The 14,352-nt window shown below is 42.8% G+C and carries 12 protein-coding genes; 2 read left to right on the forward strand and 10 right to left on the reverse strand.

Annotated elements, in window-relative coordinates:
• Nucleotides 1-76 precede the first annotated feature (76 nt).
• Entirely contained in the window at nucleotides 77-1,267 is a 1,191-nt protein-coding gene (hydF, locus tag NXV01_RS23330; RefSeq protein WP_259023302.1) for a [FeFe] hydrogenase H-cluster maturation GTPase HydF, read from the forward strand.
• Between the two features lie 67 nt (nucleotides 1,268-1,334).
• On the opposite strand, the gene hisS is transcribed toward hydF, so the two are convergent.
• The 8 genes from hisS to NXV01_RS23370 form a co-directional block, all read right to left on the reverse strand.
• Nucleotides 1,335-2,699: a histidine--tRNA ligase gene (hisS, locus tag NXV01_RS23335; RefSeq protein ID WP_148364982.1), complete on the reverse strand. Its 1,365-nt coding sequence runs from the start codon at nucleotides 2,697-2,699 to the stop codon at nucleotides 1,335-1,337.
• A gap of 165 nt (nucleotides 2,700-2,864) precedes the next feature.
• Entirely contained in the window at nucleotides 2,865-3,545 is a 681-nt protein-coding gene (locus NXV01_RS23340; RefSeq protein ID WP_148364608.1) for a zinc metallopeptidase, read from the reverse strand.
• Nucleotides 3,546-3,664: 119 nt separating this feature from the next.
• A complete protein-coding gene (locus tag NXV01_RS23345) occupies nucleotides 3,665-4,969 on the reverse strand; it encodes an alpha-L-fucosidase (protein WP_148364607.1) in 1,305 nt (434 codons plus the stop codon).
• Between the two features lie 149 nt (nucleotides 4,970-5,118).
• The gene (locus NXV01_RS23350) at nucleotides 5,119-6,390 is read right to left on the reverse strand and encodes an adenylosuccinate synthase (RefSeq protein WP_004301093.1); all 1,272 of its coding nucleotides are present in this window, start codon (nucleotides 6,388-6,390) and stop codon (nucleotides 5,119-5,121) included.
• Nucleotides 6,387-6,875, reverse strand: coding sequence for a Fur family transcriptional regulator (locus tag NXV01_RS23355; protein WP_148364981.1), 489 nt, complete (start codon nucleotides 6,873-6,875; stop codon nucleotides 6,387-6,389). Before NXV01_RS23355 ends, NXV01_RS23350 begins: the two co-directional genes overlap by 4 nt.
• Before the next feature lie 82 nt (nucleotides 6,876-6,957).
• The gene (locus tag NXV01_RS23360; protein WP_004307185.1) at nucleotides 6,958-7,620 is read right to left on the reverse strand and encodes a DNA alkylation repair protein; all 663 of its coding nucleotides are present in this window, start codon (nucleotides 7,618-7,620) and stop codon (nucleotides 6,958-6,960) included.
• Between the two features lie 6 nt (nucleotides 7,621-7,626).
• The gene (locus NXV01_RS23365; RefSeq protein WP_167511743.1) at nucleotides 7,627-9,675 is read right to left on the reverse strand and encodes a dipeptidyl-peptidase 3 family protein; all 2,049 of its coding nucleotides are present in this window, start codon (nucleotides 9,673-9,675) and stop codon (nucleotides 7,627-7,629) included.
• 95 nt (nucleotides 9,676-9,770) lie between these two features.
• Complete coding sequence (locus NXV01_RS23370; RefSeq protein ID WP_004301101.1) at nucleotides 9,771-10,235, reverse strand: AraC family transcriptional regulator; 465 nt, start codon at nucleotides 10,233-10,235, stop codon at nucleotides 9,771-9,773.
• A gap of 251 nt (nucleotides 10,236-10,486) precedes the next feature.
• Between NXV01_RS23370 and recQ the strand changes: the two genes are divergently transcribed.
• Nucleotides 10,487-12,313 (forward strand): DNA helicase RecQ, encoded by a 1,827-nt coding sequence (gene recQ / locus NXV01_RS23375; protein WP_259023303.1) that lies wholly within the window; start codon nucleotides 10,487-10,489, stop codon nucleotides 12,311-12,313.
• 206 nt (nucleotides 12,314-12,519) lie between these two features.
• On the opposite strand, the gene NXV01_RS23380 is transcribed toward recQ, so the two are convergent.
• Entirely contained in the window at nucleotides 12,520-13,338 is an 819-nt protein-coding gene (locus tag NXV01_RS23380) for a lipopolysaccharide assembly protein LapB (protein WP_148364597.1), read from the reverse strand.
• Between the two features lie 26 nt (nucleotides 13,339-13,364).
• Nucleotides 13,365-14,315, reverse strand: a complete 951-nt coding sequence (cysK, locus tag NXV01_RS23385; protein ID WP_195650256.1) for a cysteine synthase A — start codon at nucleotides 14,313-14,315, stop codon at nucleotides 13,365-13,367.
• Nucleotides 14,316-14,352 lie beyond the last annotated feature (37 nt).

The following is a 14,352-nucleotide window of genomic DNA, read 5'->3' on the forward strand; positions in this document are numbered from 1 at the left end:
TCAATGTGCTAATATGTCAATTAGTTCATTCATGCGCAGCCAATTGGCACATTTGCACATTAAAAAATTATTAATTATGAACTTAACAGATACTCCAAATGCAAACAGACTTCATATAGCCCTTTTCGGTAGACGAAACTGTGGTAAATCTTCTCTTATCAATGCATTGACAGGACAGGACACCGCCCTCGTTTCAAATACTCCGGGAACGACTACCGACCTTATATCCAAAGCTATGGAAATTCAAGGTATTGGTCCGTGTTTGTTTATAGATACTCCGGGGTTCGATGATGAGGGAGAACTGGGGGAGCTGCGTATCAGCCGGACTTTAAAGGCTATCGAGAAAACGGATATTGCATTGCTACTATGTGGAGACACTACTTTTTCTCATGAAAAGGAGATGCTGGCATTATTGAAAGAGAAAAATATCCCTGTCATTCCGATATTGAATAAAATAGATATACGAGAAAATAGCGATAGCTTAGCTACGTATATTGAGAAAGAATGTAAAATACGCCCATTACTTATCAGTGCCAAAGAAAAGACAGGAATTGAACAGATCCGGCAAGCCATTCTCGAAAAACTACCTTCAGATTTCGGTCAACAGAGTATCACCGGGGAGCTTGTTACAGAAAACGACCTTGTACTTCTGGTCATGCCGCAGGATATTCAGGCTCCTAAAGGCAGACTGATTCTGCCCCAAGTGCAGACTATCCGCGAATTGTTGGATAAGAAATGTCTCGTAGTGACTTGTACCACTGACAAATTTTCGGCAACCCTGCAAGCTCTTGCCCGTCCCCCGAAATTAATCGTCACCGATTCACAGGTCTTCAAGACTATTTATGAACAGAAGCCAAAGGAAAGTGAACTAACCTCTTTCTCTGTGCTTTTCGCTGGATATAAAGGTGATATTCATTATTATGTAGAAAGTGCAACTGCCATTGAAGGACTAACGGAATCGTCACGTGTACTGATAGCGGAAGCTTGTACACACGCTCCCCTTTCAGAAGATATAGGAAGAGTGAAACTTCCCCGTTTGTTACGGAAACGAATTGGAGAGAATCTGCAAATTGATATGGTAGCCGGAACCGACTTTCCACAGGACCTGACTCCTTACTCTCTCGTTATCCATTGCGGAGCATGTATGTTCAATCGTAAATACGTACTTAGCCGTATTGAACGCGCGCGGGAGCAACATATTCCTATGACGAATTATGGAGTGGCAATTGCTTTCCTCAATGGCATACTAGATCAAATAAAGTATTAAATCCCAGTCAAAAAAAGAGTCCGGTGTAATACCGAACTCTCACAATATATAGTAAATTATTAACTGCTTATTTCTTCACAACAGCAATCAGCTCCTCTGCTGAAACAAGATTCTGTTCTCCTGTCTCCATATTCTTCAGCATTGCTTTGCCTTCGTTCATTTCATTCTCACCGACAATAGCTACAAACGGAATATTCTTTGCATTGGCATAACTCATCTGTTTCTTCATCTTGGATGCATCCGGGAAAATCTCTGCACGAATACCTGCAGCACGCACTTTAGCCAGAATTGCCATAGAGAAAGCTGCCTCCTTTTCACCGAAGTTGATAAACAGAATTTCTGTTCCATTTACAGCTTCTTTCGGATAAAGATCGAGTTGGTTCAATACGTCGAAGATACGGTCTGCACCAAAAGAGATACCTACTCCCGACACTCCTGCCATACCGAATACTCCGGTCAGATTATCATAACGGCCACCTCCTGTGATACTGCCAATCTGCACATCCAATGCTTTCACTTCAAAGATAGCACCTGTATAATAGTTCAGTCCGCGAGCTAGTGTCAGGTCAAGTTCGATTTCATTCTTCAAGCCCATTGCTTCCAATGTATTCAGGATAAATTCGCTTTCTTCCACTCCCTTCAATCCTACTTCACTGGCTGATAATACATTTTTCAATGTTGCCAACTTTTCCGCATTCGTACCGCTAAGAAGAATAATCGGCTGCAACTTGGCAATAGCCTCATCACTGATCCCCTTCTCTTTCAGTTCGGCATTTACATTATCCAAACCGATTTTATCCAGTTTATCAATCGCTACGGTAATATCGACAATCTTATCTGATTCACCTATAATTTCAGCGATACCGGAAAGAATCTTACGGTTGTTAATCTTAATACATACACGAATATTGAAACGACTGAAAACAGTATCGACAATCTGCATCAATTCCACTTCATTCAGTAATGAATCACTTCCTACAACATCAGCATCGCATTGATAAAATTCACGATAGCGTCCCTTCTGCGGACGGTCGGCACGCCATACCGGTTGAATCTGATAACGTTTGAACGGGAAAGTGATTTCATCACGATGCATCACCACGTAGCGGGCAAAAGGTACTGTCAAATCATAACGCAAACCTTTCTCACAGAATTTGCTTGCCAGTTTGGCAGCATTACGGCTTAACAATTCTTCGTCAGTAATCCCGGAAAAATAATCTCCTGAATTCTGAATCTTAAAGAGTAGTTTATCCCCTTCATCGCCGTACTTTCCCATCAGTGTAGAAAGCATCTCCATCGAAGGAGTCTCTATCTGCTGAAATCCATACAAATGATATACGTCACGAATCGTATTGAATATATAATTACGCTTCGCCATTTCTACCGGCGAAAAGTCACGAGTTCCTTTAGGAATACTTGGTTTTGCTGCCATCATATTACTGTTTATAATTTTAATTGTGCAAATTTACTGCAAATTTCCGAGCAATGCTTACATATACTAAAAAAAATCCTCCATAGTCTTCGGAAAGACTGCGGAGGATCTCTTTTTATTTTATAGAAGGAAGCTGGCAAACCTGCCTTTTCCCTCTTTCATTTCTTAGTCTCTTCTACCCATGAAGATCATGATGTAGTAAACCAATGTAGCCAGTGAACCTAATGCAGCAACTACATACGTATAAGCAGCAGAACGAAGAGCATCTTCAGCCTGTGCATGATTATACGAATTAGTAATGCCGGATGAGCTCAACCATACCAATGCACGTTTACTTGCATTGATTTCCACCGGCAGCGTGATAAAGCTGAACAGGGTAGTCATGGCGAACAGGATAATACCTGCCAGCAATAACTGCGGGAAAGAGTTTACCAGCAAGATACCACCCAACAATACCCACGTCATAATGGAAGAAGCAAAGTTCACAACCGGAACCAATGCACTACGCATTTTCAACGGAGCGTACATACGTGCATGCTGCACAGCGTGTCCACATTCATGAGCCGCTACGGCAGCCGCCATAATGCTGTTACTTTCATACACTCCTTCACTCAAATTCACGGTTTTGTTAGTAGGATTGTAGTGGTCGGTCAATCGTCCCGGCGTATGTGTAACCTGTACATCATAAATTCCATTGTCATGCAACATCTTCAAAGCAACATCGCGTCCTGTCATTCCGTTTCCTGTAGGAATCTTAGAGTACTTCTTGAATTTGTTTTGCAAATTCATCTGCACCAGCCAACTGACAACAGCGATTCCTATAAATAATACCCAATAAGACATCATATACTTTTCAATTTTAATTATTACTCTATATCTCTGAAACAAATTGTTTGCCAAAAATAAGGGGAAACTACCAATGTCAGAATAGTTTCCCCTCGCTTTTATGAAGAATTAGCTAAAAATTAGTCAATTGTCAGTTCTACTACATAGTCAATATCTTTCGGAACCTCTGCAAACTCAAGCAAAACACCTGCTTTCGTCTTTGTGAAACGAACCGGAGACTGATCTTTAAACAAGACTGCTTTCTTAATTTTCTTGTCTGTCAACGGCAGGAATAAAGCCCTGTCTTTCAGGTCAAGGATATGCACATAGAGCTTATTTCCTTTTTGTGTTGTCACTCCCCAATCATGCGGAGCAACTACACCACTTCGTGTTCCATAGATCGTTTCGCCATATTGTTTCATCCACTCTCCCATCTCTGCCAAGCGTTGCACAGCTACCGCAGGAAGTTCCCCATCGGGTTGAGGACCGATATTCATCAAAAGATTGGCATTCTTACCGGCTGCTTTCACCAGATAATGAATCAATGTCTTCGTAGATTTATAATTCTGGTCGGTAATCTTATATCCCCACATGCCATTCATTGTTTCACAAGTTTCTAACGGCAGATGGCTTACATCTTGCCCGGAAAGTCCGGCAGAATTTTCACCGGGCAGATCACGTTCAAAAATCTGAATATCTTCACCTTCAAAAGGTGTCTGGTGATGATTGTTACCGATAAGACATCCCGGCTGGAGTCTATGAATCAGCCTATATTGCTCCGGTAATTCCCAATCGAATTTTTCATTCTGGTCCTGATCCCACCATCCGTCAAACCAGATAGCACCTATGGGACCATAATTCGTCAGCAACTCCGTCAACTGATTATTCATGAATTGATAATAACTTTTCCAATCCCCTTTCGAGTTCGCACGTCCTGTCCCCTGCCCTGTACGTCCCCAAGGATAGTCCTCACGCGCCCAGTCAAGATGTGAGTAATAAAAATGAAGCTTGATACCCTGCTTGGCACAGGCTGCTGCCAGTTCTTTCACGATATCTCTTTTAAAAGGGGTGGCTTTGACTACGTTATAATCCGAATACTTGGTATCAAACATAGAAAAACCTTCGTGATGACGGGTAGTGAAACAGATATATTTAGCTCCCGAAGCTTTAATAGCAGCCACCCATTTATCCGCATCAAACTTGGAAGGATAGAATCCACCTGCCAGTTTGGCATACTCTTTATAATTCAGATTATTATTTGACATAGTCCACTCACCGGAAGCGAGCATAGCATATAGCCCCCAGTGAAGAAAAATGCCAAACTTATTGTCTTGAAATTCCTGTCGTGCTTTCAGATTCTCTTCAGCAGGTTGATAGGGAGATTGTGCAAATGCTCCCAAGTTCATGACTAACAACAAAAGGAAAGTTATAAAACGTGTTTTCATAAGGCGTACATTATTATAGGCTTGAAAAAGGTTAAATCGGTAAATGCGCTATCGCAGAGAAGAAATATTTTAGGCACGGATTACACGGATTTCACGGTTTCTTTTTAATTAATACCGTGAAATCCGTGTAATCCGTGCCTAATCAATTGTTATTCTTCAGTATAACGTTCGATCGTCTGTGCTCTGTCCGGTCCTACGGAAACAATCTTGATTTCTACACCAAGCTGCTCTTCCAGGAAAGTCAGATAAGCGTTGAATTCTTCCGGGAATTCATCTTCGCTCTGCATCTTAGTCATATCCGTCTGCCAGCCGGGAAGTTCCGCATACACTGGTTCTACGCCTTCTGTGATGTCATACGGGAAATAATCGATTTCTTCACCGTTCACTTTGTAAGCAACACAAGCTTTGATTGTTTCGAAAGTATCGAGTACATCGCTCTTCATCATAATCAATTTGGTAACCCCGTTTATCATAACGGAATACTTCAGCGCTACCAGGTCGATCCATCCGCAACGACGTTTACGTCCGGTAACAGAACCGAATTCATGTCCCAAAGTACACATCTTGTCACCTGTTTCATCAAATAGTTCTGATGGGAACGGACCTGCTCCTACACGAGTACAGTATGCTTTGAAAATACCATATACTTCACCTATACGATTAGGCGCCACTCCCAGTCCGGTGCAGGCTCCCGCACATACGGTATTGGAAGAAGTCACAAACGGATATGAACCGAAATCAATATCAAGCATAGTACCCTGAGCTCCTTCACAAAGAACACTCTTACCATCTTTCAACAGATTATTCACTTCATGTTCGCTATCTACAAAATGGAATTGTTTCAGGTATTCGATACCTTCCAACCATGCTTTTTCCAATTCTGTCAGGTCATATTCATAATTCAGACTCTTCAGGATTTGCTCGTGACGAGCCTTCGCAGCAGCATACTTCTGATCGAAGTTATGAAGAATGTCACCTACACGAACACCGTTACGGCTTACTTTATCCGTATAAGTAGGACCGATCCCTTTGCCGGTAGTTCCAACTTTGGCATCTCCTTTGGCTGCTTCATAAGCAGCATCCAGAATACGGTGTGTCGGAAGAATCAGATGAGCTTTCTTTGAAATGTGCAAACGTTCTTTCAGCGGATGACCTGATGCCTCAAGTGCTTCTGCCTCTGCCTTAAACAATGCGGGATCAAGTACCACACCGTTACCGATGATGTTTACCTTGTTTCCCTGAAAAATACCGGAAGGAATAGAGCGGAGCACATATTTCTGTCCTTCGAACTCAAGCGTGTGACCGGCATTCGGGCCGCCCTGAAAACGAGCAACCACATCATACTTAGGTGTTAAAACGTCGACTACTTTTCCTTTACCTTCGTCGCCCCATTGTAATCCTAATAGAACATCTACTTTCATTTTTCTTTTTTATTGTTGTTATTTACTTTTTTCCGTTTGTTAGCTCTGTCGCACTTACTACATACTCCATATATATATAAGGAGTAATGTGAAAGCTGGAAGCGGCTCAATTTCGTATTTTCAATGGCATGCTGCAATTCCTCGTTCTGAAACTCGGTCACTCTACCACATTGAGTACATATCTGATGATGATGTGTCTCGCGATTATATGATTTTTCGTATTGGGAAGAAGTGCCGAACTGATGCTTAATGACCAATCGTGCATTAATAAGGAGGATAATAGTGTTGTAGAGAGTTGCACGGCTCACCCGGAAATTCTCCTGGTCCATCATCCGTAAATAAAGCATGTCAATATCGAAGTGACCGTCGATAGAATAAATAGTATCGAGTATGGCGTAACGTTCAGGAGTCTTACGATGCCCGTTCGCCGTGAGATATTCCGTGAATATCTGCCTTACTGTATCTTTCACGTTTTGAGTTTCCATCATCAGCCAAAATTAGCGCGAACAAAGTTAAGCCTTTTTTGCGGAAAGCAAAAGAAATTCTTAGAAATAAGTAATGGGTTAATTATTCTTCAGTCTCTTCTTTCACCATGTTGTAGAGCATCTGCTCCCCTTCCAAGGTAGAATCAGCCATTCCCTCCACCAGACGGCATACTTGAAAAGCATGTTCTTCACTATGCTGCATATATTTGCGGATAACCAGTAAAGCAGCGTTACGAACGTGATAACTGTCGGAATGTACGGCACAGATCGCCTGATCGAGTAATTCACCGGAAGCGCGTTCAGTCATATCGCCTTTCTTCATCAGAAGACGGGCGGCCGTCAGAAAACCACAAGTCTGTATATACTCCTGCTCGTCAGCAATCCAGTGAAAAGATTTGGCCGGAGCATACGGTAAATGCTGGAAGAGATTCATGCAAGTCAGCTCGGCTATCTCGATATTCCGGATATTTTCTACCCAAATGTCGGCTATCTCGGGATAAAATGTTTCAATCGGCTGAAGCATTCCCGCCAGAATTTTACATTCGCGAATGTCCTCTTTCCACAGAGCCTGTGCCAGGTCATGATTCTTCTCATAACTTTCGGCAATCATCTTGATGCGGGGCAGTTCTACTCCGAAATTGAGTTTATAAACCAACCCTTTCTCACGCATACTTTGGGACACAGCCCCGTTCATAGAGAGACGGAGCTGTGTCTTGATATCTTTCAATTGTTCTTTAATATCCATTTCAAATCAGTTGTTTATTGAAGGCAACGGAGAATAATCAGTGCTGTAACGCAACATTTGTTCTACATAACCCTCATCATAGGAAACTGTGACATCTGTAACAGTTCCGTTTTCATCTGTCACCAGTTCGTATTTCGGATTCACAAAGCCTTTGTAAGGAGCCAGATTCAGCTTCTTATAACGTTCCAGAACTTCTGCATGCAGAGCCGGATCCACTTTTACCGCATAGTTTTCTACCAATGTACGGGCACCTTCAAAATCACCAGTCGACTTGATGCGCTGGATTTCAGCTAATAATTCACCGAAAAGTTGACGTACCTTCTGATAGTCATTGATAACCACATAAGTCTTTCCGTCTTTTTTCACCAGTTCCACCGCTTTATCGGCAGCCCCCTTTTCAAATACCCAACGGGCTATCAGCTGGCGATTGCGCATGTGAGCTTCTTCAACACTATTTCCCGGTTCAATACGTACCAGTTGTGTCATCAACCCATTCATCAGATAAGTATAGTATTGAGCCTTATAAGCATCGGGAGAAGAGAGCAGCCCCAATTCCACCAGCTTCGGATCGGCTACATAATACAATCCGAATAAATCGGCCCGTGCCTCTTCGATAGTAGAACCATAAGCCTTCAATGCATCAGGATCTACCCCCGGAAGCAACTTGCCGGAACCGTGTCCCAGACATTCATGCAAGTCTGTATGAAGCTCATCCGTCAAGTCAGAATAAGCATCGATCAGCTGTAATTCCGCATCACTATAAACAAATTCTTCGTTGAATCCGTTTCCATGAGCAGCTTTATTATAAGCATCCGTTATGTTTCCGATAGTCACCGATTTGGAGCCATGATGGGCACGAATCCAGTTGGCATTCGGCAGATTGATACCAATAGCAGTTGCCGGATAAAGATCACCCGCAAGAATAGCGGCAGTGATTACTTTAGCCGATACGCCTTTCACCTTTTCTTTCTTAAAAGACTTATCAACCGGAGAATGATCTTCAAACCATTGCGCGTTACTGCTGATAATCTCCGTACGGTGTGTCGATTCCAGATCTTTGAAGTTCACCAAAGATTCCCAGCTCGCTTTCATCCCCAAAGGATCGCCGTAACTTTCGGTAAATCCGTTCACAAAATCGATCCGTGAGTCAAGGTCTTTCACCCAAAGAATCGCATATTCATCAAAATCTTTCAAATCACCGGTTTCATAAAATTGGATCAGCTTGGTGATAACAGCTTTTTGTGCCTCATTCTCTGCCACACCTTCCGCTTTCTTCAGCCAATAAACAATCTTCTCAATTGCCTGTGTATAAAGCCCGCCTACTTTCCAAACCTTCTCTGTCAACTTCCCGTTTTCTTTTACCAAACGACTATTCAGTCCATAAGAAACCGGTGTTTCATCTTTCGGATCTTTCAGCACGCTATAGAAACTTTCCGCCTCTTTCTGCGTCACTCCATCATAATAATTACAAGCAGAGGTCAACACAAGATCTTCGCCATCCGCTTGGTTTACCCGTTTCGGCATAACCGTCGGATCGAAAATCACCGGAAACAGTTCGGCACAAAGCTGTTCGGCAGTCTGCCCTTTCTCCAATGGAAGCAACTTGGCATCCAGACCGAGCACGGCCTGTTTCAAAAATTCCTGTGAGAAGTTCGGCACAAATTTCTCCATACCATAGTGGTGATGAATACCATTGGAGAACCATACCCTTTTCAGATACACCTCCATGTTTTTAAAATCAGGCGTCGTTTTATCTCCCTGATAGTTTGTATATACTGCTTCGAGCATCCTACGGATTCTCAAATTATATTTTCCATTCTGGTCAAACAGAATATCCCTTCCTTCCAGAGCAGCCTCTGTCAGGTAATAAATCAGTTCCTTCTGTTTCAGCGTCAGTTCCTCAAATCCGGGAACCTTATAACGCAATATCTGTAAATCAGCAAATTGTTCCACTGTATAATCAAATTTTCCTGCTTCAGCAGTTGTTGTTTTACTTCCTCCGCACGACGTTAAAAGCGTGGCGGCCACTGTCATTAAAATCAGATGTTTTCTCATAATGCTAGCATTGATTAATTAAAATGAGAAAAGGAATTATCCCCAAAATTTATCTTTCAGAGGTAATTCCTTTTGATCAGTTTCGGAACGCGCAATTATTTCTTATTTTCCAAATGTTTTTTGCGATATCCGTTAGGAGTTTCACCTACGTTTTTGTAAAATGCAGCGTAAAAAGATTGACGATTTGCAAAGCCAACCATAGCACTAATTTCTTCCACATTTTTGTCGGCATAACGTTTGTCCGTCAATAAATGCAAAGCATCTTTTACTCTGTATTCATTCAACAGGCAAGAATAGTTCATACCAAAGCGTGAGTTCACTACTGCAGAAAGGTAACGAGTATTCGTCTTCAATTCTTTCGCCAAGTCCTTAGCTGAATAATCAGGATCCTTGTACTTCTTCTGTACAACGATGATATTCAAGATTTTGTCATACAACTCGTCTGCCAATTCCGGTCTAATTAAAGACCTGTATGCAGCCTTCTTTTCTTTCTTTTCCCTCAAATTGTAGGGACGTTTTTTCGGAGTTTCTTCCGTTTTTTTGTTCTCTAAATCACTCATTGAATTAACTGGTTAGGGTTTGTTCATTTGTTAATAATTGCTCATTTGCAACATAACATGTTACAAATGTCTTACTTTTTTTTTAAACACACAATTATTTTGTGCATTTTTTTTCTAAATAAACAATCAAAAACCTTGAAAAAGAAGGAATAGCCTCGAATAATAAGAAACTTTAACTTATTTATAATTCATATCAGAAACAGAAATCTACACATGATGAAAATTGCCGAAGAAAAATGTACCTTTGCGGCATGGATAAATTAGCATCAATAAGAGAAACTCTAAAGACATATTTCGGATACGATAGTTTCCGTCCGCTGCAAGAAGAAATCATCCGCCATGTCCTGAATAAGCAGGATGCACTGGTATTAATGCCTACTGGCGGGGGGAAATCGATCTGCTACCAACTTCCCGCACTGCTTTGCGAAGGTACCGCTGTTGTCGTTTCTCCACTCATCTCATTGATGAAAGATCAGGTAGAAGCATTGCTGGCAAACGGCATCGCAGCCGGGGCACTGAACAGCAGTAATAACGAAACGGAAAACGTTCATCTGCGACGTACCTGCATTGAGGGGCGACTGAAGCTGCTTTACATTTCACCGGAAAAACTTTTAGCAGAAAAGGATTATTTATTGCGGGATATGAACATCTCTCTGTTTGCTATTGATGAAGCGCATTGCATTTCACAATGGGGACATGACTTCCGTCCGGAATACACACAAATGGGAGTGCTCCACCAACAATTTCCGCAAATACCGATTGTCGCCCTAACTGCCACTGCGGATAAAATCACGCGCGAAGACATCGCACGGCAATTACACCTCAACCATCCACGTGTCTTCATCTCATCCTTCGACCGCCCCAACATCAGTCTGACTGTGAAACGTGGGTTTCAAGCGAAGGAAAAGAACAAGGCTATCTTAGAATTTATTCACCGTCACGGGAAAGAAAGTGGGATTATTTACTGTATGAGCCGGAGTAAGACAGAAACCGTTGCACAGATGTTGCAAAAGCAGGGTATCCGCTGCGGTGTCTATCATGCCGGATTATCCGCCCAACACCGGGACGAAACACAGGATGACTTTATCAACGACCGCATACAGGTGGTATGTGCCACCATTGCATTCGGAATGGGGATCGATAAATCAAATGTCCGCTGGGTCATACATTATAATCTTCCCAAAAGTATAGAAAGTTTTTATCAGGAAATAGGCCGTGCCGGACGTGACGGCCTCCCCAGCAGTACTGTCCTGTTTTATTCACTCGGAGATCTCATATTACTCACTAAATTTGCTTCGGAAAGCAATCAGCAGAACATCAATCTGGAAAAACTACAACGGATGCAACAATATGCTGAATCCGATATTTGCCGGAGAAGGATTCTGTTAAGCTATTTCGGAGAAACAACCACAGAGGATTGCGGTAACTGTGATGTTTGTAAAAATCCCCCTCGACGATTTGACGGTACAGTCATTGTGCAAAAGGCATTAAGTGCCATCGCCCGCACAGAACAACAAATCAGTACAGGCTTGTTGATCGATATTCTTCGTGGAAGCTATTCTGCGGAAGTAACCGGAAAAGGTTATCAGGAACTTAAAACATTTGGTGCCGGACGCGACATTCCTCCTCGTGACTGGCAAGACTATTTGCTTCAAATGTTGCAACTCGGCTACTTTGAAATAGCCTATAATGAAAACAATCATCTTAAAATTACGGCAAGCGGAAGTGATATTCTCTTCGGAAGAGCCAAGGCGACATTAGCAGTCATCCGGCACGAAGAAGTCGCCACTCAAAAAGGAAAAAAGAAGAAAGTGGTGGTTGCAAAGGTACTTCCTTTCGGCCTGGAAGGGGGAGAAAACGAGGATTTATTCGAAGCCTTACGCGGATTGAGGAAACAACTGGCTGATCAGGAGGCACTACCCGCCTACATCGTCTTGTCAGACAAAGTATTACACCTGCTTAGTATTTCCCGCCCTACTACTATTGAAGAATTTGGTGAAATCAGCGGTATCGGAGAATACAAGAAAAAGAAATATGGAAAGGATTTCGTAAATCTGATTAGACAGTTCGTAGAATAAAAGAAATTCTTTAATAGTATATATTAACGAGCCATCTGACTAATTATTATTCGTTCCACAACTGTTTTCCTTTCGTTCCACATAGGTTTTCCTTTAGTTCTACCTATGTGGAACGAAAGGGAAACCTATGTGGAACGAACTAATGCCTATAACCAAAAGCTCTAACTTATGTAAACCGGAAAGATATAGTTGCCTTATTGATAACTTCATTTGCATTGCCGCAATTGTTCGTGCAGATCAGCCGGAGGCACTCCCAATGAAATGGCTTTCTCAAAGTCAGCTTTGGCAAGTCCTTTCTTTTTCTGTGCCAGATAGATATTTCCACGCAGCAGATAAGCATCAGCCGAGGCAGCATCCAACCGGATCGCTTCCTCCAAATCAACCAATGCCAGATCTTCATGCTTCATCTCGCGTTCCACGTCGGCACGGGCAATATAAAGCGTCGCATCGTCAGGAGTGGCCGTAATCATCTTATTCAGAATTTCAAGAGATTCCCGGAATTTTCCTTCTTTCTGCTCCAGAGTAGCCAATCCCAGACGACCGCTATAACTCTGCGGGTCCAGTTCCAGCAAACGATTATAATCGATTCTCGCAGCCGGATAATCCCGGCGGAGCACATAAATATAGGCACGCATCAACAAAGCTTCCTTGTTCTGCTTATCCTCATCAAGCACCTGACAATAATCGGTATAAGCACGGTCTGTTTTTCCCATTTCCATATAAATGGCGGCACGGTCGAGTAAAATAGGAACTGCCAAAGGAGCAAAATTCAGTGCAAAAGAATAAGACTCCAGCGCTTTGTCAAACTCACCCAAACGACGCTGCACCAATCCCAAGTTAGAAAAAAGCAACGCATTCTTAGCGTTCTTCGGTTCCAGCTTCAAAGCCTGAAGCAAAAGTTCCTCTGCTTTGGGAAGGCTGTCTTTCTCGATACATTCAATGGCTCTTTCGGACAATTGCTGATAAGTTTGCGCAAAGGCAACAGCCGGAAAACAAAAAAACAAAGCTATCATTATTCTTACCATGGTTCAGGTCTTTTTTAGTGAATAAATTAATCCAATGGATATGCGTCAAAAGCAAACAGTTCGGTCGACAAATAACGCTCTCCCGTATCAGGTAACAACGCTACTATTTTTTTGTTCTTAAATTCCGGACGCAGTGACAGTTGACGGGCAGCATACACGGCTGCTCCCGAAGAAATTCCCGCCAGCAGACCTTCTGTTGCCGCTAACTCACGTCCCGCACGAATCGCTTCGTCATCGGGCACACCCATCACCTCATCTACCACAGAAGCGTCATAAAGCTTGGGAATAAAATTCGCTCCGATACCCTGAATACGATGCGGAGCTGCCTCTCTTCCCGCCAATACAGGAGACGACGACGGTTCCACCGCCACAATATAAATATCCGGATTATGTTTCTTTAAAGCACGGGCTACACCGCACACTGTTCCTCCAGTACCCACTCCGGCTACAAAAACAGCCACTTCACCATCGGTATCGCGCCAGATCTCTTCACCTGTCGTCCGTTCATGAACAGCCGCATTAGCCGGATTCTCAAATTGTTGCAAGATCACCGAACCGGGAATACTATCACGCAACTCCTGCGCCTTGGCAATAGAAGCTGCCATTCCTCCTAACCCGTCCGTCAATACAATCTGCGCACCCAATGCTTTCAACAGGTTCCGCCGTTCCAGGCTCATTGTTTCGGGCATGGTCAATATCAAATGATACCCTTTAATAGTGGCTACCATTGCCAACCCGACACCTGTATTTCCACTTGTCGGCTCAATAATCGTTGCACCGGGTTTCAGTGCTCCACGAGCTTCCGCATCTTCAATCATCGAAAGAGCCACTCTGTCTTTTACACTTCCCGCCGGATTAAAAGCCTCCAGTTTGGCAATAATATTTTGTTCCAGACCGTACTTTCCACTATAACCGGAAAGTTCCATCAAAGGGGTATTCCCCACTAAATCTGTTAGTTTCCTTGCAATCTTTGCCATCTTATTACTTTATTTTTGTCACAGACACGACAAAGAT

Source organism: Bacteroides sp. BFG-606 (genome assembly GCF_024788145.1).
Lineage (GTDB): Bacteria > Bacteroidota > Bacteroidia > Bacteroidales > Bacteroidaceae > Bacteroides > Bacteroides vicugnae.

Coding starts and splice junctions, on each gene's coding strand:
- recQ (WP_259023303.1), top strand. CDS start 10,487: ATGGATAAATTAGCATCAATAAGAGAAACTCTAAAGACATATTTCGGA.
- NXV01_RS23360 (WP_004307185.1), bottom strand. CDS start 7,620: ATGGATATTAAAGAACAATTGAAAGATATCAAGACACAGCTCCGTCTC.
- hydF (WP_259023302.1), top strand. CDS start 77: ATGAACTTAACAGATACTCCAAATGCAAACAGACTTCATATAGCCCTT.
- cysK (WP_195650256.1), bottom strand. CDS start 14,315: ATGGCAAAGATTGCAAGGAAACTAACAGATTTAGTGGGGAATACCCCT.
- NXV01_RS23365 (WP_167511743.1), bottom strand. CDS start 9,675: ATGAGAAAACATCTGATTTTAATGACAGTGGCCGCCACGCTTTTAACG.
- NXV01_RS23355 (WP_148364981.1), bottom strand. CDS start 6,875: ATGGAAACTCAAAACGTGAAAGATACAGTAAGGCAGATATTCACGGAA.
- NXV01_RS23340 (WP_148364608.1), bottom strand. CDS start 3,545: ATGATGTCTTATTGGGTATTATTTATAGGAATCGCTGTTGTCAGTTGG.
- NXV01_RS23380 (WP_148364597.1), bottom strand. CDS start 13,338: ATGGTAAGAATAATGATAGCTTTGTTTTTTTGTTTTCCGGCTGTTGCC.
- hisS (WP_148364982.1), bottom strand. CDS start 2,699: ATGGCAGCAAAACCAAGTATTCCTAAAGGAACTCGTGACTTTTCGCCG.
- NXV01_RS23350 (WP_004301093.1), bottom strand. CDS start 6,390: ATGAAAGTAGATGTTCTATTAGGATTACAATGGGGCGACGAAGGTAAA.
- NXV01_RS23345 (WP_148364607.1), bottom strand. CDS start 4,969: ATGAAAACACGTTTTATAACTTTCCTTTTGTTGTTAGTCATGAACTTG.
- NXV01_RS23370 (WP_004301101.1), bottom strand. CDS start 10,235: ATGAGTGATTTAGAGAACAAAAAAACGGAAGAAACTCCGAAAAAACGT.